Origin of the sequence: Streptomyces sp. NPDC090021, from assembly GCF_044748225.1 — a bacterium.
GTDB lineage: Bacteria > Actinomycetota > Actinomycetes > Streptomycetales > Streptomycetaceae > Streptomyces.
In genome coordinates this window covers 90,296-107,177 of the sequence record NZ_JBIVFO010000005.1, presented here as the reverse complement: position 1 = coordinate 107,177, position 16,882 = coordinate 90,296, and the positions used below count along the sequence as shown (strand labels likewise).

The 16,882-nt window shown below is 69.0% G+C and carries 17 protein-coding genes; 8 read left to right on the top strand and 9 right to left on the bottom strand.

Annotation, left to right across the window (positions count from 1 at the left end):
• Window positions 1-29 precede the first annotated feature (29 nt).
• From ACIPXC_RS05250 to trxA, 5 genes are all read left to right on the top strand, one after another.
• Entirely contained in the window at window positions 30-1,769 is a 1,740-nt protein-coding gene (locus tag ACIPXC_RS05250) for a serine/threonine protein kinase (protein ID WP_401613696.1), read from the top strand.
• Window positions 1,770-1,888: 119 nt separating this feature from the next.
• Window positions 1,889-2,587, top strand: a complete 699-nt coding sequence (gene sigM, locus ACIPXC_RS05245; RefSeq protein WP_401613694.1) for an RNA polymerase sigma factor SigM — start codon at window positions 1,889-1,891, stop codon at window positions 2,585-2,587.
• On the top strand, window positions 2,584-3,510 hold the full coding sequence (locus tag ACIPXC_RS05240) for a hypothetical protein (RefSeq protein WP_401613692.1): 927 nt from the start codon (window positions 2,584-2,586) through the stop codon (window positions 3,508-3,510). Before sigM ends, ACIPXC_RS05240 begins: the two co-directional genes overlap by 4 nt.
• Window positions 3,511-3,636: 126 nt before the next feature.
• Complete coding sequence (gene trxB / locus ACIPXC_RS05235) at window positions 3,637-4,596, top strand: thioredoxin-disulfide reductase (protein ID WP_401613690.1); 960 nt, start codon at window positions 3,637-3,639, stop codon at window positions 4,594-4,596.
• Between the two features lie 61 nt (window positions 4,597-4,657).
• Window positions 4,658-4,999: a thioredoxin gene (gene trxA / locus ACIPXC_RS05230; RefSeq protein WP_401613688.1), complete on the top strand. Its 342-nt coding sequence runs from the start codon at window positions 4,658-4,660 to the stop codon at window positions 4,997-4,999.
• A gap of 68 nt (window positions 5,000-5,067) precedes the next feature.
• Here the strand turns inward: trxA and ACIPXC_RS05225 are convergent, their stop codons facing one another.
• The 9 genes from ACIPXC_RS05225 to rpmH form a co-directional block, all read right to left on the bottom strand.
• A complete protein-coding gene (locus ACIPXC_RS05225; protein ID WP_401613686.1) occupies window positions 5,068-5,685 on the bottom strand; it encodes a GNAT family N-acetyltransferase in 618 nt (205 codons plus the stop codon).
• A gap of 102 nt (window positions 5,686-5,787) precedes the next feature.
• Window positions 5,788-6,888: a ParB/RepB/Spo0J family partition protein gene (locus ACIPXC_RS05220; RefSeq protein ID WP_401613684.1), complete on the bottom strand. Its 1,101-nt coding sequence runs from the start codon at window positions 6,886-6,888 to the stop codon at window positions 5,788-5,790.
• Complete coding sequence (locus tag ACIPXC_RS05215; RefSeq protein WP_401613682.1) at window positions 6,885-7,973, bottom strand: ParA family protein; 1,089 nt, start codon at window positions 7,971-7,973, stop codon at window positions 6,885-6,887. The genes ACIPXC_RS05220 and ACIPXC_RS05215 overlap by 4 nt, the downstream gene beginning before the upstream one ends.
• Before the next feature lie 265 nt (window positions 7,974-8,238).
• On the bottom strand, window positions 8,239-8,955 hold the full coding sequence (gene rsmG, locus ACIPXC_RS05210) for a 16S rRNA (guanine(527)-N(7))-methyltransferase RsmG (protein WP_030817076.1): 717 nt from the start codon (window positions 8,953-8,955) through the stop codon (window positions 8,239-8,241).
• Window positions 8,956-9,083: 128 nt separating this feature from the next.
• Complete coding sequence (locus tag ACIPXC_RS05205) at window positions 9,084-9,596, bottom strand: protein jag (protein WP_401613680.1); 513 nt, start codon at window positions 9,594-9,596, stop codon at window positions 9,084-9,086.
• A gap of 15 nt (window positions 9,597-9,611) precedes the next feature.
• On the bottom strand, window positions 9,612-10,715 hold the full coding sequence (gene yidC, locus ACIPXC_RS05200; protein WP_401613678.1) for a membrane protein insertase YidC: 1,104 nt from the start codon (window positions 10,713-10,715) through the stop codon (window positions 9,612-9,614).
• 3 nt (window positions 10,716-10,718) lie between these two features.
• Entirely contained in the window at window positions 10,719-11,000 is a 282-nt protein-coding gene (gene yidD / locus ACIPXC_RS05195) for a membrane protein insertion efficiency factor YidD (protein ID WP_076043740.1), read from the bottom strand.
• Window positions 10,997-11,371, bottom strand: coding sequence for a ribonuclease P protein component (gene rnpA, locus ACIPXC_RS05190; protein ID WP_401613676.1), 375 nt, complete (start codon window positions 11,369-11,371; stop codon window positions 10,997-10,999). The genes yidD and rnpA overlap by 4 nt, the downstream gene beginning before the upstream one ends.
• A gap of 21 nt (window positions 11,372-11,392) precedes the next feature.
• Window positions 11,393-11,530 carry a 50S ribosomal protein L34 gene (rpmH, locus tag ACIPXC_RS05185; protein ID WP_018547628.1) on the bottom strand — a complete coding sequence of 46 codons (138 nt, stop codon included), beginning with the start codon at window positions 11,528-11,530 and terminating at the stop codon, window positions 11,393-11,395.
• Between the two features lie 235 nt (window positions 11,531-11,765).
• Here rpmH and dnaA point away from each other — a divergent pair, with 235 nt between their 5' ends.
• From dnaA to gnd, 3 genes are all read left to right on the top strand, one after another.
• On the top strand, window positions 11,766-13,694 hold the full coding sequence (gene dnaA / locus ACIPXC_RS05180; RefSeq protein WP_401613673.1) for a chromosomal replication initiator protein DnaA: 1,929 nt from the start codon (window positions 11,766-11,768) through the stop codon (window positions 13,692-13,694).
• Between the two features lie 876 nt (window positions 13,695-14,570).
• On the top strand, window positions 14,571-15,701 hold the full coding sequence (dnaN, locus tag ACIPXC_RS05175; RefSeq protein WP_401613671.1) for a DNA polymerase III subunit beta: 1,131 nt from the start codon (window positions 14,571-14,573) through the stop codon (window positions 15,699-15,701).
• A 254-nt stretch (window positions 15,702-15,955) separates the two neighbouring features.
• A complete protein-coding gene (gene gnd / locus ACIPXC_RS05170; protein WP_030956767.1) occupies window positions 15,956-16,831 on the top strand; it encodes a phosphogluconate dehydrogenase (NAD(+)-dependent, decarboxylating) in 876 nt (291 codons plus the stop codon).
• The last annotated feature ends 51 nt before the right edge of the window (window positions 16,832-16,882 follow it).

Below are 16,882 nucleotides of genomic sequence, written 5' to 3'. Positions count from 1 at the left end.
GCGCAACGGATGGGGAGGCAGGAACGACGGTGGCGGAACGTAGCACGGCTGCCGTCGACGTGGCCGACAACGACGGCGACGAGCCGTCTGCCGCTCAGGCGGCGAAGGCCACGTCCGACGGGGTGGACACCCAGAACGGACGAGCCGCGGACGGACCCATGCCCGACAAGGACGGCGAACGCACGAACACGGCCTCCACGGCCGCACCCGAACTCCACAGCGGCCACAAGCTCGCCAGACGCTACCGGCTGGAAGAGTGCGTCACCCGTGTGGACGGATTCAGCAGTTGGCGCGCGATGGACGAGAAGCTGCGCCGGGCCGTGGGCGTGCACCTCATGCCCGCCGACCACTCGCGGGCGCGTTCGGTCCTGGCAGCCGCCCGCTCGTCCGCGCTCCTCGGCGACCCGCGCTTCGTGCAGGTGCTCGACGCCGTGGAGGAGAACGACCTCGTCTACGTCGTCCACGAGTGGCTGCCCGATGCCACCGAGCTCACCGCCCTCCTCGCCGCAGGCCCGTTGGAGCCCCACGAGGCCTACCAGCTCGTCAGCCAGGTCTCCCAGGCGATGGCCGCCGCACACCGCGAGGGCCTGGCCCACCTGCGGCTGACGCCGAGCGCCATACTGCGCACGTCCACGGGTCAGTGGCGGATCCGCGGCCTCGCCGTGAACGCCGCACTGCGCGGCATCACCAGCGAGACTCCGCAGCGCGCCGACACCGAGGCCATCGGTGCCCTGCTGTACGCCGCCCTCACCCAGCGCTGGCCGTACGAGAGCGACGCGTACGGGCTGGCCGGTCTGCCCAAGGGTGTCGGCCTGATCGCACCCGACCAGGTTCGCGCCGGCGTCCACCGGGGCCTGGGCGAGCTCGCGATGCGCGCACTGGCCAACGACGGAGCCACCGCCTCCCGTCAGGAGCCGGCCTGCACCACCCCGGAAGAGCTGTCCAAGGCCGTGGCCGCGATGCCCCGCATCCGGCCGCCGGAGCCCGTCTTCACGGCCCCGCCGGAGTACCAGCACACCACCTACCAACAGGGCAGCTACGGCCGCAACACGCCCGTCGGTGTGTCCACCGTCCAGAGCCTGCCCGTCGCGCCCCCGCCGCCGCCCCTGCAGAGCCGTACCGGTCGCGCACTGAAGTGGGGCGTCGCCGCCCTGCTCATCGCCGCCCTCGGCCTGGGCAGCTGGCAGCTGGCAGACGCCCTCCTGGAACGCGGCACCCAGAAGGGCAACAGCGGCACGAGCAACAACACCACCAAGCCCGGCACGGACGACGACAACCCGAAGGCCGAGCCCGGCGAGCAGCTGCCGCTGTCGCACGCGAGAGTCCTCGCCATAGGCGGCGACGACCAGGTGAAGCCCGAACTCGCCGCGAAGACCATCGACGGCAGTGCGGAACCTGGCTGGATCACCCCGCAGTACCTCGGGTTTTCGAACCTCGGCAACCTGCCCGGCCGCAAGGACGGCAGCGGCATCGTCGTGGACCTGGGCAAGGTCAAGGACGTAACGGGACTCGACGTGGACTTCTACGTCGAGGGACAGAAGGTCCAGGTCCTCGCCGCACCAGAGGATGCCTCCAACCCGAACTCCCTCTCCGCGTTCTCCCAGCAACTGACCAAGCTGGAGGTCGCGCCGAAGAAGCTGGAGACCACCCTCGAGAAGCCGGTCCGCACACGGTTCGTCCTGATCCACATCACCGACCTGCCGTCCGACGGCGAGGGCGGCTACCGCGGCGGCATCAACGAGATCAGGGTCCTCGGCACGGCCTCCTAGGCCGATCCAAAACACGGCCTGGCCGTCCCGCCACCGCAGGGTCCGCTGCGCCACCGGCGCGGCGGGCCCTCGTGTTCAGCGAGCCCAGGCCGTAATCTCCCCCGGGGAGGCGAGGTGTGATGCACGAAGCGAAAGCCGAGGGCGCCAGCGACCAGGAGCTTCTGGCGCTGCACGCGGCCGGGGATCCCGATGCCTTCGGGGAGCTCGTGCGACGCCACCGGGACCGGTTGTGGGCCGTGGCGCTGCGCACGCTCGGGGACCGGGAGGAGGCCGCTGACGCCGTGCAGGACGCCCTGGTCTCCGCCTACCGGGCCGCGCACACCTTCCGGGGCGAGTCCGCCGTCACCACCTGGCTGCACCGGATCACCGTCAACGCCTGTCTCGACCGTGCCCGTAAGGCCGCCTCGCGCAGGACCGCTCCCCTGGACGACACGGAGCGCCTGGAGCGCCTACTGGAGCCCCATGAGTCCGCAGAGGCGCCCGCCGAGCGCCGGGATCTCCACCGCCAGCTCCTGGCCGCCCTCAGGACGCTCCCGGACGAGCAGCGGGCCGCGCTGGTCCTCGTCGACATGCAGGGATACCCCGTCGCCGAGGCCGCCGACGTCCTCGACGTGCCCACCGGCACGGTGAAGAGCAGGTGTGCACGCGGCCGGGCGAAACTCCTGCCGCTCCTCACTCATCTGCGCACGAATGCCGGGGATAACACCAGCGCCGAGCGGGGAAGGAACCGGTCGCCGGGCAGGCCCGTCCCACCAGCGGCAGCAGAACCCCGGCAATCAGACCCAGACGCTGTGAAGGGCGGAGGTGGACGACCGTGAGCCCTGCGACGGGCACGCCCGGCACGATCCGGCACCCGGACGTCTCGGAGATCTCCGACCTGACCGAAGGACTGCTCTCCCCGGCCCGGAGCACGGAGATCCGCCGCCATCTCGACGGCTGCACCCTGTGTGCCGACGTCCGGACCTCACTGGAGGAGATCCGCGGCCTGCTCGGCACCCTGCCGGGCCCGGCCCGGATGCCCTCCGACATCGCCGGCCGCATCGACGCCGCCCTCGCCGCCGAGGCGCTCCTCGACGCGACCCAGCCGGAGACCCCTGCGGCTCCCGAGGCTCCGGTCCGCGCAACGGGGCGCGCCGTTTCACGTGAAACGTCGCCCGCAGGTCACCCGACCGGCCCAACCGGACCCGGCCGGCGCCGCGCCCGACGCCGCATCGCGGTGCTCGGCGGTCTGATCGGCGCCGGGGCCTGTGCCCTGGGCCTCTTCCTGTTCGGGGACTTCTCCGGGAGCCCGGCACACGACAGCGCTGCCCGTACCGAAGCCCCCTCCTCCGCCGACCAGCCCTCCGTCAGTGCGGCCGGCGGCCCGGACTACACGGGACAGGGACTGCGGGAGGGAGTCGACCGGCTCGTGGCCCTCGCTCCCGGTGCCCGCAACGTCCCGGGTGAGGAGAACAGCACCCTCGGCGCCGACGACACCCCCGGCAACGTTCCCGGGGCTGTACCGGGCGACAAGGTCGCTCCGCCGAACCTCCCCGCCTGTGTCCGGGAGGCGACCGGCCGCACGGAGTCACCGCTCGGCGCCGAGCGCGGCACGTATCGGAACACCGGTGTCTACCTGGTCGTCCTGCCGCACCCGAACGACTCCTCCCGCATCGACGCGTACGTCGTCGACAGCGGGTGCGAGAGCACCGCCTCGGGCACCCCGGGCAAGGTCCTCCTGAAGAACACCTATCCCCGATAGCTGACGCGTTCAGGTCCGCTGCGACAGGTGGGGAATGCAGGCACCGTAGGATCCGTTGGGTGGGGTGAGAGTCCGCACCGGCCCCCGGTAGGCAGCACGCAGTCCGCAGAGACGAGGAAGAAACCCGTGAGCGACGTCCGAAACGTGATCATCATCGGCTCCGGGCCGGCCGGGTACACCGCCGCCCTGTACACCGCACGCGCTTCGCTCAAGCCCCTGGTCTTCGAAGGTGCCGTCACCGCGGGTGGCGCCCTGATGAACACCACCGAGGTGGAGAACTTCCCCGGGTTCCAGGACGGCATCATGGGCCCGGACCTCATGGACAACATGCGTGGCCAGGCCGAGCGCTTCGGTGCCGAGCTGGTTCCGGACGACATCGTGTCCGTGGACCTCACCGGTGAGATCAAGACCGTGACCGACACCGCCGGCACCGTGCACCGTGCGAAGGCCGTCATCGTCACCACCGGTTCGCAGCACCGCAAGCTCGGCCTGCCCAACGAGGACGCCCTCTCCGGCCGTGGCGTCTCCTGGTGCGCCACCTGCGACGGCTTCTTCTTCAAGGACCACGACATCGCCGTCGTCGGCGGCGGTGACACCGCGATCGAGGAAGCCACCTTCCTCTCCCGGTTCGCCAAGTCCGTCACGATCGTCCACCGCCGGGACAGCCTGCGCGCCTCCAAGGCCATGCAGGACCGCGCGTTCGCCGACCCGAAGATCAAGTTCGCCTGGGACAGTGAGGTCTCCGAGATCCACGGCGACCAGAAGCTCTCCGGCCTCACCCTGCGCAACACCAAGACCGGTGAGACCTCCGAGCTGCCCGTGACCGGCCTCTTCATCGCCGTCGGCCACGACCCGCGCACCGAGCTCTTCAAGGACCAGCTGGACCTCGACGACGAGGGCTACCTCAAGGTCGACGCCCCCTCCACCCGCACCAGCCTCACCGGCGTGTTCGGCGCCGGCGACGTCGTGGACCACACGTACCGTCAGGCCATCACCGCCGCGGGCACCGGTTGCTCCGCCGCCCTCGACGCCGAGCGCTTCCTCGCCGCCCTCGCGGACGCCGAGAAGGCGCACGCAGCGGTCTGACCGGTCCCACCCCCCGCACCAGCCCCACACCCCACCCCGCAGGAAGAACAAGGAGGCCGCTGTGGCCGGCACCCTCAAGAACGTGACCGACGACGACTTCGACGCCGAGGTCCTCAGGAGCGACAAGCCCGTACTGGTCGACTTCTGGGCCGCCTGGTGCGGACCGTGCCGCCAGATCGCGCCGTCCCTCGAGGCCATCGCCGCCGAGTACGGCGACCAGATCGAGATCGTCAAGCTCAACATCGACGAGAACCCGGCCACCGCCGCCAAGTACGGCGTCATGTCCATCCCGACGCTGAACGTCTACCAGGGCGGCGAGGTCGCCAAGACCATCGTCGGCGCCAAGCCGAAGGCCGCCATCCTGCGCGACCTCGCTGACTTCGTCGAGGTCAAGGCCGTCTGACCGCGGCGCGCGTTTCACGTGAAACGGGCCAGCCCCCTTCAAGGGGGCTGGCCCGTTCCCGTAGGTCGTCAGAGAGGCCGTAGTGCCGGCTCCTTGCGCGCGGCTCCCAGCAAGCGGTCCAGGGCGAGCTCGACGTCTTCCTTCCAGGACAGGGTCGACCTCAGCTCCAGCCGCAGCCGCGGATGGGCCGGATGCGGCCGTACCGTCTTGAAGCCCACCGCCAGGAGATGGTCCGCCGGCAGCAGGCAGGCAGGCCCCTCCCACCGGGCGTCCCCGAACGCCTCGATCGCCCGGAACCCCCTGCGGAGCAAGTCCTTGGCCACCGTCTGCACCATGACGCGGCCCAGCCCCTGTCCCTGGTATCCGGGCACGATCCACGCGGTGATCAGCTGTACGGCGTCCGGTGAGACGGGACTCGTCGGGAAGGCCGTGGCCCGGGGAACGTACGCAGGCGGCGCGTACAGCACGAAGCCGACCGGGACCTCGTCCACGTAGACCACACGGCCGCAGGATCCCCACTCCAGCAGGACAGCGGAGATCCAGGCTTCCTTCTCCGTCGCCGAGGTGCCCGCCTTCACGGCGGCCTCACCGCTGACCGGGTCCAGTTCCCAGAAGACGCAAGACCGGCAACGTCGAGGCAGATCCTGGAGGTTGTCCAGCGTGAGAGGTACCAGCCGACGACCCATGACGGCATCGTATCCACTGGTCCATCGTTCTTCGACAGCAAGCGAAGGGGCGGACCGCGCCGGCTCACACCGGCAGGATCCGCCCCTCGGCCGACCGGGGGATCACTCCCCGGAGAGACCCTGATCCAGCACCCGGCCCTCGCCCGGTGCCAACGTCCCCAGGATCCGCTCCAGGTCCTCCATCGAAGCGAACTCGACGGTGATCTTGCCCTTCTTCTGGCCGAGATCGACCTTCACCCGGGTCTCGAACCGGTCCGACAGACGCGTCGCCAGCTCGCTGAGCGCCGGCGACACCCGGGCCCCCGCACGGGGACCCTTCGGCTTCACCGCACTGGACGGCTGCGAGGCCATCAGCGTCACGATCTCTTCGACCGCGCGCACCGAGAGTCCCTCGGCAACGATCCGATGGGCGAGCCGGTCCTGCTCTGCGGAGTCCTCCACCGAGAGCAGCGCACGCGCGTGTCCGGCTGACAGCACTCCGGCAGCCACCCGGCGCTGCACCGGCGGAGACAGCTTCAGCAGCCGCAGGGTGTTCGACACCTGGGGACGCGACCGACCGATCCGGTCGGCCAGCTGATCGTGCGTGCAGTTGAAGTCCTGGAGCAGCTGGTCGTAGGCCGCGGCCTCTTCCAGCGGGTTGAGCTGAGCCCGGTGCAGGTTCTCCAGGAGAGCGTCCAGCAGGAGCTTCTCGTCGTCCGTCGCACGGATGATCGCCGGAATGGCCTCCAGCCCGGCCTCCCGGCAGGCACGCCAGCGCCGCTCACCCATGATCAGCTCATAGCGACCCGGGGACGCCTGGCGCACCACGACCGGCTGGAGCAGGCCCACCTCCTGAATGGAGGTGACCAGCTCGGCGAGGGCATCCTCGTCGAACACCTCACGCGGCTGCCGCGGGTTGGGCGTGATCGCGTCCATGGGAAGCTCCGCGAACGTCGCTCCCGCCACCAGGTTCGCCTCCGGCTCCGACTCCGGCTCCGGACCCGGCTCTTCCACCGGAAGGACAGCAAGCGATGTTTCACGTGAAACATCGGCCTGCGCCAGAGCCGCCAGCTTCGCCGCCGCGATCCCGCGCTCGGACGTCAGCTCCGGTACCGCCGTCGGGGAGGTGGCACCGGCACTGCTCGCCGGCAGCGTCTTCTCCTGCGGAGCCTGCGGGATCAGTGCAGCGAGCCCCCGTCCCAGCCCTCTACGTCGCTCACTCACTGGATCCCCTCCGCCACACTCTGCGTGCTGTTCATGCCCATGCCCAGATGGGCGTGCTGGGACTCGTACCGCATTCCGACCCCCCGATACGCGATCTCTCGCGCCGCCTCCAGATAGGAGAGGGAACCGCTGGAACCCGGGTCATACGTGAGCACCGTCTGTCCATAGCTCGGCGCCTCCGAGATGCGCACCGAGCGGGGGATGCTCGTTCGCAGCACCTCCTTGCCGAAGTGGCTGCGCACCTCCTCCGCCACCTGCGATGCCAGCCGGGTCCTGCCGTCGTACATCGTCAGCAGGATGGTCGACACGTGGAGGGAAGGGTTGAGGTGGGCCCGCACCAGATCGACGTTGCGCAGCAGCTGACCCAGTCCCTCCAGCGCGTAGTACTCGCACTGGATCGGAATCAGCACCTCGGCGCCGGCCACCAGGGCGTTCACCGTCAGCAGTCCGAGCGAGGGCGGGCAGTCGATCAGGATGTAGTCGAGCGGCTGGTCGTACGCCTGGATCGCCCGCTGCAGGCGGCTCTCCCTCGCCACCAGCGACACCAGCTCGATCTCGGCACCCGCCAGATCGATCGTGGCCGGAGCGCAGAAGAGGCCCTCGACGTCCACGACCGGCTGGACGACCTCCATGAGCGGCCGGCTGTCCACGAGCACGTGGTAGATGGACGGCACATCGGCGTGGTGGTCGATGCCCAGGGCGGTGGACGCGTTCCCCTGCGGGTCGAGGTCGACCACGAGGACCCGAGCCCCGTTCAGAGCCAGCGAGGCCGCCAGGTTCACGGTCGTCGTGGTCTTGCCCACGCCGCCCTTCTGGTTGGCGACCACGATGACACGGGTCTCCTCCGGGCGCGGCATCACAGCGCCGGAGCGCCCCATGGCCTCCACCGCCAGCTGGGCGGCTCTGCCGATGGGGGGCTCGTTGTCTACAAGGGGTGGGGGCGATGTTTCACGTGAAACATCCTCACCCACCTGTTCAGAGCGGGGACCGGGGACCGGGTCGGCCATCGGCCCCGCGAGGTTGGCGTCGGACCGCACGGTGTCACTCTCCTCGACATCAGGCTCGCGATGAACAGAGCCTGCCATGTCACCGGGGTCGCGAACCAGCGGGGCCCGTACTCCTGTGGATGAATCCACCGATGTGGACAACTCCGTCCCCCTGGCGTCCTTGCGCTGGAGGGGGGACGCAGCCGCACGACCGCGGCTGATGATTCCGTGCAGCAGAGAGCGACGTTTCACGTGAAACACGATGCCCGGACGGAGTCTTCAGGCCTCTACGACACTCCGAAATGCATACCTATAGGGCCCAAAGCAGGCGAAATCTCCGCATGGGCCCCACACAGCCAGCGAATCAACGACGGCGACGAGACCGTCCGACCCTGGCGGCCTTAGCCCGCTTGGCCGCGAACCTCACCCCACCGGGGCTTTCTCCGACCTCGACCCGGACCACCGTCGACAGCGGGTCCACCAGACCCTCGCCCACCTGCAGCACCGAGGTCTTCACCACACCCAGCTTCGTCAGCGCCGTCTTCGCCGACACCAACTCCTCCTCGGCGGTGTCTCCCTTGAGCGCCAGCATCTCTCCGTACGGACGCAGCAGGGGAACGCCCCAGCCGGCCAGGCGGTCCAGCGGAGCCACCGCACGCGCCGTCACCACGTGCACCGGCTGCAGCTTGCCGAGGACCTCCTCGGCCCGCCCCCGCACCACCGTGACATGGTCGAGGCCGAGCAGTTCCACTGCCTCCTGGAGGAAGGTCGTCCGCCGGAGCAGCGGCTCAAGCAGCGTGATCTTGAGATCCCGTCGCACCAGCGCGAGCGGGATACCGGGCAGGCCCGCACCGGAGCCCACGTCGCACACGGTGACGCCCTGGGGCACCACCTCCGACAGCACTGCGCAGTTCAACAGGTGCCGCTCCCACAGCCGCGGCACCTCACGCGGCCCGATCAGGCCGCGCTTGACCCCCGCGTCCGCGAGCAGCTCCGCATACCGCACAGCTTCCGGGAAAAACTCTCCGAACACCGCGCGCGCCTCTTCGGGCGCCTCGGGAAGCTCAGCTGCCTCCGTCACGGGACCGTCCTTCCGTACCTCGTGGTCCTGCAGACCACGTATTCAAGATGCCGCGTCGTTCACATGCCAGGCTGACAAACTTCGGCCCCGCCTGCGAGACAGACGGGGCCGAACACTCATGCCGGTGATCAGGCCGGGAGCACAACGACGAAGCGCTGCGGCTCCTCGCCCTCGGACTCGCTCCGCAGACCGGCGGCCGCCACGGCGTCGTGGACGACCTTCCGCTCGAACGGGGTCATCGGCTCCAGCTTCAGCGGCTCGCCGGATGCCTTCACGTCCGCCGCCGCCTTCGCGCCCAGGGCCGCCAGTTCCTCGCGCTTCTTCGCACGGAACCCGGCGATGTCGAGCATCAGCCGACTGCGGTCCCCGGTCTCCCGGTGGACGGCCAGGCGGGTCAGCTCCTGCAGGGCCTCCAGGACCTCACCGTCGCGCCCCACGAGCTTCTGCAGGTCGCGGCTGGCGGAGTCACTGACGATCGACACCGCGGCACGGTCGGCCTCGACGTCCATGTCGATGTCGCCGTCCAGGTCTGCGATGTCCAGCAGACCCTCGAGGTAGTCGGCCGCGATCTCACCCTCCTGCTCAAGGCGGGTCAGGGTGTCGCCACTCTCAGCGGCGGCGGTGGTGGTGCCTTCCGTCACGGGAGGGACTCCTTCTTACTTCTTGGGAGAGGACTTGCTGGGCGTCTGGCGCTGCGACTTCGTCTGCCGCTTCGGCTGCTGCCGCTTCGCGGCACCGCCGCTCGCGGCATCCGAGTCCGCCGTGGCCTCGGAACTCTTGATCACGGAACCGTCCGCCTGAGCGGCCAGACCCTGCTTGGACAGGGACGTGATGAACTTCCGCTCGATGTCGTTGCGGTCCGGACCCTTGGCCACGATGACAGCGACGACCTTCTTCTTGCCCCGGCCCTTGACCTCACCGTGCGAGGTGGCGTGCTTGAGCAGCCGCGTCAGGTACTGCTCCTGCGCCTTGCTGCCCGGCGTCGGGTTCTGGTTGATCACGTACATCTGCTGACCCATGGTCCAGACGTTGGTGGTCAGCCAGTAGACGAGGACACCGACGGGGAAGTTGATACCCATGACCGCGAAGATCACCGGGAAGATGTACATCAGCATCTTCTGCTGCTGCATGAAGGGCGTCTTGACCGACAGGTCGACGTTCTTCTGCATCAGCTGACGCTGGGTGTAGAACTGCGACAGCGACATCAGGACGATCATGACTGCAGTCACGATCCGGACGTCCGTCAGCGAGGCACCGAGGGCGGCGACCTTCTCGGAGCTGTCCATGAACTTGGCGGCGATCGGCGCGCCGAAGATCTTGGCCTCACGGGCGCTGTCGACGAGCTGCTGGTTCAGGACGCCGATGGTCTTGCCGTCGGCGATGTTCGCCAGCACGTGGTACAGCGCGAAGAAGAACGGCGACTGCGCCAGGATGGGAAGGCACGAGGAGAGCGGGTTGGTACCCGTCTCCTTGTACAGCTTCATCATCTCTTCGGACTGACGCTGCTTGTCGTTCTTGTAGCGCTCCTGGATCGCCTTCATCTTCGGCTGGAGCGCCTGCATGCCACGCGTCGCCTTGATCTGCTTCACGAAGAGCGGGATCAGGCAGATACGGATCAAGACCACCAGGGACACGATGGAAAGGCCCCAGGCCCATCCACTGTCCGGCCCGAAGACCGCCCCGTACAGCGAGTGGAACTGGACGATGATCCAGGAAACGGGTGTGGTGATAAAGCTGAACAGACCGGCGATCGTGTCCACTAATCAGGCTCCTTGAGCATTGCGAGATCTACGCAACGCACTGCGCAGCTGCTCGTGCCAACGCGGGCGTTTACGGGGTGGGACATGGTCCACGCCGCCCGGGGACCACGGATTGCACCGCAGGATCCGCCAGGCGGTCAGTGCTGTCCCCTTCACCGCACCATGCCGGTCGATGGCCGTGTACCCGTAGTGCGAACACGACGGGTAGTAGCGGCACACCGGCCCGAGCAGCGGACTGATCGTCCACTGGTACAGCTTGATCAAAGCGAGCAGCGGGTACTTCATCGAGCCACGCCTCCCAGGAGCCGCACCAGAGCGGCATCCAGGTCCCGGGCCAACTCGTCGGGGCCGGCATCGCCCGCTCCGGGCAACGCTCGTACCACCACCAGGCTACCGGCGGGCAGCTGCGACAGCCGATCGCGGACCAGATGGCGAAGACGGCGCTTCACCCGGTTCCGTACGACGGCATTGCCGACGGCCTTGCTGACGACGAAACCCGCACGCGACGAGGGATCGATCTCCCCCGACTCGTGCGGGTCCGTTGCACCGCTTGTACGTAGGTGGACGACGAGGAGTGGGCGACCGGCCCGACGTCCTCGGCGTACCGCGCTCGCGAAGTCCTCGCGCCGCCTCAGCCGATTCTCGGGAGACAGCACGACGTCACGACCTGCGCGTTGTTACGCGGAAAGGGCGGCGCGGCCCTTGGAACGACGGTTCGCGAGGATCGCGCGACCGGCACGGGTACGCATCCGCAGGCGGAAGCCGTGGGTCTTGGCGCGACGGCGGTTGTTCGGCTGGAAGGTGCGCTTGCTCACTCGGGGGCTCCAGAGAATGAATCGTTGTGGCGGGACATCGCCTGGCTGTCACCGTGCGCCCACGAGGAAACTCGCGTGTTCGCCCGAGTGGCACCGCTAATTGATCACTATCAGTGACCTTCGCCCATCGGTAGGCAGGCGGCAGCAGCCATCGACAACTCGACCTCGTTACGGTACGCGCGGCTACGCCATCCGGTCAAACCGAGTCTGCCCGACCCCGCACTGTGCACAGGCTGTGGACAACGACTTGAACCGCAGCCTCTGGCCTGACTACCGTTGTCTGACCCCGGATTTTTTGTCCCGACCGTCCCAAAGAACCACACATTCGTGGGACCCCTGTGAGAGAGCGTGCTCTGTGGCTGACGTACCTGCCGATCTTGCCGCAGTGTGGCCAAGGGTGCTCGAGAAGCTCCTCGGGGAGGGTCAGCCGGGTATCGAGCCCAAGGACAAGCAGTGGGTCGAGCGGTGCCAGCCCCTGGCACTCGTCGCCGACACCGCCCTGCTCGCCGTCCCCAACGAGTGGGGCAAGCGCGTCCTCGAAGGCCGCCTCGCCCCGCTGATCAGCGACGCGCTCAGCCGGGAGTGCGGCCGCCCCATCCGGATCGCCATCACGGTGGACGACTCCGCCGGCGAGCCCGCCCCCACCACGCCTCCCGCCCAGCAGCCCGGCGGCTACGAACCGTACGGCGGCCAGCGCCCGGGCGGCGGCGGTCCTTCGGACGACCAGCTCCCCACGGCCCGCCCCGCGTACCCGGACTACCAGCAGCCGCGCGCCGAGGCCGGCGCGTGGCCCCGCGGCGGACAGCAGGACGACTACGGCTGGCAGCAGCCGCGCCTGGGCGGCTTCCCCGAGCGCGACCCCTACGCCTCCCCGCAGCCGGGCTACCTCCAGCAGGCCGAGCCCTCGGGCTACGACCAGCAGCAGTACGACCAGTCCGCCTACGACCAGGGCTCCTACGACCAGAAGCAGTACGAGCAGGCACCGTACGAGCAGCAACAGCCGCACCAGCCCCACCAGGCCCATCCATACGAGCAGCAGTCCTACGAGCAGCCCGCACCGCGCCAGGCCCCCGGCCGGCCCGCCGCGCCCCCGGCCCCGTCCGGCGGCTCCACCTCGGGCCCGCTGGAGCCGACCGCCCGGCTCAACCCCAAGTACCTGTTCGACACCTTCGTCATCGGTGCGTCCAACCGCTTCGCGCACGCCGCCGCGGTGGCCGTCGCCGAGGCGCCGGCGAAGGCCTACAACCCCCTCTTCATCTATGGGGAGTCGGGCCTCGGCAAGACGCACCTGCTGCACGCCATCGGGCACTACGCGCGCAGCCTCTACCCCGGCACCCGCGTGCGGTACGTGAGCTCGGAGGAGTTCACGAACGAGTTCATCAACTCGATCCGCGACGGCAAGGGCGACGCCTTCCGCAAGCGCTACCGCGAGATGGACATCCTGCTCGTCGACGACATCCAGTTCCTCGCGAGCAAGGAGTCGACGCAGGAGGAGTTCTTCCACACCTTCAACACGCTCCACAACGCCAACAAGCAGATCGTCCTCTCCTCCGACCGGCCGCCCAAGCAGCTCGTCACCCTTGAGGACCGGCTCCGCAACCGCTTCGAGTGGGGCCTGATCACGGACGTCCAGCCGCCCGAGCTGGAGACCCGCATCGCGATCCTGCGCAAGAAGGCGGTCCAGGAGCAGCTCAACGCCCCTCCGGAGGTGCTGGAGTTCATCGCCTCCCGCATCTCGCGCAACATCCGCGAGCTGGAGGGGGCGCTGATCCGGGTCACGGCCTTCGCGAGCCTCAACCGGCAGCCGGTCGACCTGGGACTCACCGAGGACGTCCTCAAGAACCTGATCCCGGGCGGCGAGGACAGCGCCCCGGAGATCACGGCCGGCGACATCATGGCGGCCACCGCGGACTACTTCGGCCTGACCGTGGACGACCTGTGCGGCTCCTCGCGCAGCCGGGTCCTGGTCACCGCCCGCCAGATCGCCATGTACCTGTGCCGGGAGCTCACGGACCTGTCGCTGCCGAAGATCGGGGCCCAGTTCGGCGGCCGCGACCACACCACGGTGATGCACGCGGACCGCAAGATCCGGGCTCTGATGGCCGAGCGGCGGTCCATCTACAACCAGGTCACGGAGCTCACCAACCGCATCAAGAACGGCTGAGCCCGGGCGCCGGCCGACTGGACCGGCGCCGCGTCAGGCCCCTTTCACACACCTTCAGAGGGCGCTCCCGGTCCACAACGGGGGCGCCCTTCTTCGTGCGTGCGCCCCCGACCTGTTCGAATACGCCCCCTGCGGAGCAACTTATCCACAGATTCGGGGACTTTCTTCCGTCCACACCCTGGGGACTGCCCGCGTCGCCCACAATCTGTCCACAGGGGAGACTGTTGATGACCCATCAGGCCTGGTCAGGCCCCTGTGGATTTGTGCGCAAGCGTCATCCACAGCCTGTGGACAAAAATCTCGTCCACAGCCCCACCCACGCCGTTGTCCACCGCCACCCCACAGGTTCCCTCATGCTGTGCACAGGTTCTGCGGACTTCTCCACACCCTTGTCCACTGTTCGGCAACCCGCCACCCCCTCTCACCGCCCGGAGTGAAAGGCGTCACACGGATGTAGACGTTTGGGCTGTGGAGTACCGGGGGAAAGCTGGGGACACACCTGTGGAGTAATCGGGGTCACCTGGGGACAGCCTGTGCAGAACTTTTTGTTCTCCACAGGGACACCGTGTTGTCCACCGGTGTCACCCACAGGGCCGGTGGATAAAAAACGCACTCTGACCTGCGCCATCGGGGTTATCCACCGTTTCCACAGGCCCTACTACTACCCCCATAGAGAGTGAGCCCGGTTTCGGTTTTCAAGCGGGGCCTGTGCACAACTCGTCGCTCGCCCGTCCCGCCGCTCCGCTCCCGACTTGACCTCCGGCCGCACCGAGTGTCGGCGCCGTACGTCAGACTGGTCCCCGGCATCGGTCGAGGCATCGACGAGCCGACGACGAAGGCCGGCAGACGAGCGAGCAACAGCAGGAGGCGGTTCCGGTGAAGATCCGGGTGGAGCGCGACGTACTCGCGGAGGCGGTGGCCTGGGCGGCCCGCAGCCTCCCGGCCCGGCCGCCGGTGCCCGTTCTCGCGGGCCTGCTGCTCAAGGCCGAGGAAGGCACCCTGAGCCTCTCCGGCTTCGACTACGAGGTCTCGGCCCGCGTCTCGGTCGAGGCCGACGTCGAGGAGGACGGCACCGTCCTGGTCTCCGGCCGACTGCTCGCCGACATCTGCCGCGCCCTCCCCAACCGCCCGGTGGAGATTTCCACAGACGGTGTACGGGCGACCGTGGTCTGCGGCTCCTCGCGGTTCACACTCCACACCCTTCCTGTGGAGGAGTACCCGGCACTGCCGCAGATGCCCACCGCCACCGGCACCGTGGCGGGCGAGGTCTTCGCCTCCGCCGCCAAGCAGGTCGCCACCGCCGCCGGCCGTGACGACACGCTGCCGGTGCTGACGGGTGTCCGCATCGAGATCGAGGGCGACCGCGTCACCCTGGCCTCCACCGACCGCTACCGCTTCGCGGTCCGCGAGTTCCTGTGGAAGCCGGAGAACCCGGACGCGTCGGCCGTGGCCCTGGTGCCCGCCAAGACCCTCCAGGAGATCGCCAACTCGCTGACCAGCGGCGACACCGTCACCCTGGCGCTCTCCGGCTCCGGTGCGGGAGAGGGCCTGATCGGTTTCGAGGGCGCCGGCCGCCGCACCACCACCCGGCTGCTCGAGGGCGACCTGCCCAAGTACCGGACGCTCTTCCCGACCGAGTTCAACTCCGTCGCCGTGATCGAGACCGCCCCGTTCGTCGAGGCCGTCAAGCGCGTGGCCCTGGTGGCCGAGCGCAACACCCCGGTCCGCCTCAGCTTCGAGAAGGGCGTGCTCACCCTGGAGGCCGGATCCTCCGACGACGCACAGGCTGTGGAAAGGGTCGACGCCCAGCTCGACGGCGACGACATCTCGATCGCCTTCAACCCGACCTTCCTGCTGGACGGCCTGAGCGCGATCGCCTCCCCGGTGGCCCAGCTCAGCTTCACCACGTCGACCAAGCCCGCGCTGCTCAGCGGCCGCCCGGCGATCGACGCGGAGGCCGACGAGGCCTACAAGTACCTGATCATGCCGGTGCGACTGTCCGGCTGACGTCCCGCCTGTCGACGCCGGGCCCGGTCTCGCACGCTGCTGCGGACCGGGCCCTGCGTCGTCCACAGGCTGGGGAAGGACGCCGGTAGACCCGGAAAGCCGGAAAGCCGGACCGCTCGCCCGGGAGCGCCCGCAGGGCCCGTCGCCACGGCCCGGCGTAGGCTCGGATCCGGTGGGCGGCCCCCGCGCGTCCCGCGAGGACACGGCCGGGGCAGCCCCGGCAAAGACGGCCACAACGCTTAAGGAACCACCTGATGGAGCTTGGTCTCGTCGGTCTCGGCAAGATGGGCGGCAACATGCGCGAGCGCATCCGCCGCGCAGGCCACACCGTCATCGGATACGACCGCAACCCGGACCTCGCGGATGTCCACAGCCTGCGGGAACTCGTGGACAGCCTGCAGGCCCCCCGCGTCGTGTGGGTGATGGTCCCCGCCGGCGCGGCGACGCAGTCCACCGTCGACGAGCTGGCCGAGCTGCTCTCGATCGGCGACATCGTCGTCGACGGCGGCAACTCCCGCTGGACGGACGACGAGAAGCACGCCGAGGAGCTGGCGGCCAAGGGCATCGGCTTCGTCGACTGCGGTGTCTCCGGCGGTGTGTGGGGCCTGGAGAACGGCTACGCGCTCATGTACGGCGGTGCCAAGGACCACGTCGCCCGCGTCCAGCCGATCTTCGACGCCCTCAAGCCCGAGGGCGAGTTCGGCGCCGTGCACGCCGGCAAGGTCGGCGCGGGCCACTTCGCGAAGATGGTCCACAACGGCATCGAGTACGCCATGATGCAGGCCTACGCCGAGGGCTGGGAGCTCCTGGAGAAGGTGGACTCGGTCACCGACGTCCGCGAGGTCTTCCGCTCCTGGCAGGAAGGCACCGTCATCCGCTCCTGGCTGCTGGACCTGGCGGTGAACGCCCTCGACGAGGACGAGCACCTGGAGAAGCTGCGCGGCTTCGCGCAGGACTCGGGCGAGGGCCGCTGGACGGTGGAGGCGGCGATCGACAACGCCGTACCGCTGCCCGCGATCACGGCGTCGCTGTTCGCGCGGTTCGCCTCGCGGCAGGACGACTCCCCGCAGATGAAGATGATCGCGGCCCTGCGCAACCAGTTCGGCGGCCACGCGGTCGAGAAGAAGTAGCAGCTCAGCAGCACAGCAGCATTAGAGAGCAAGGGAAGCCGGGGGAGGTCG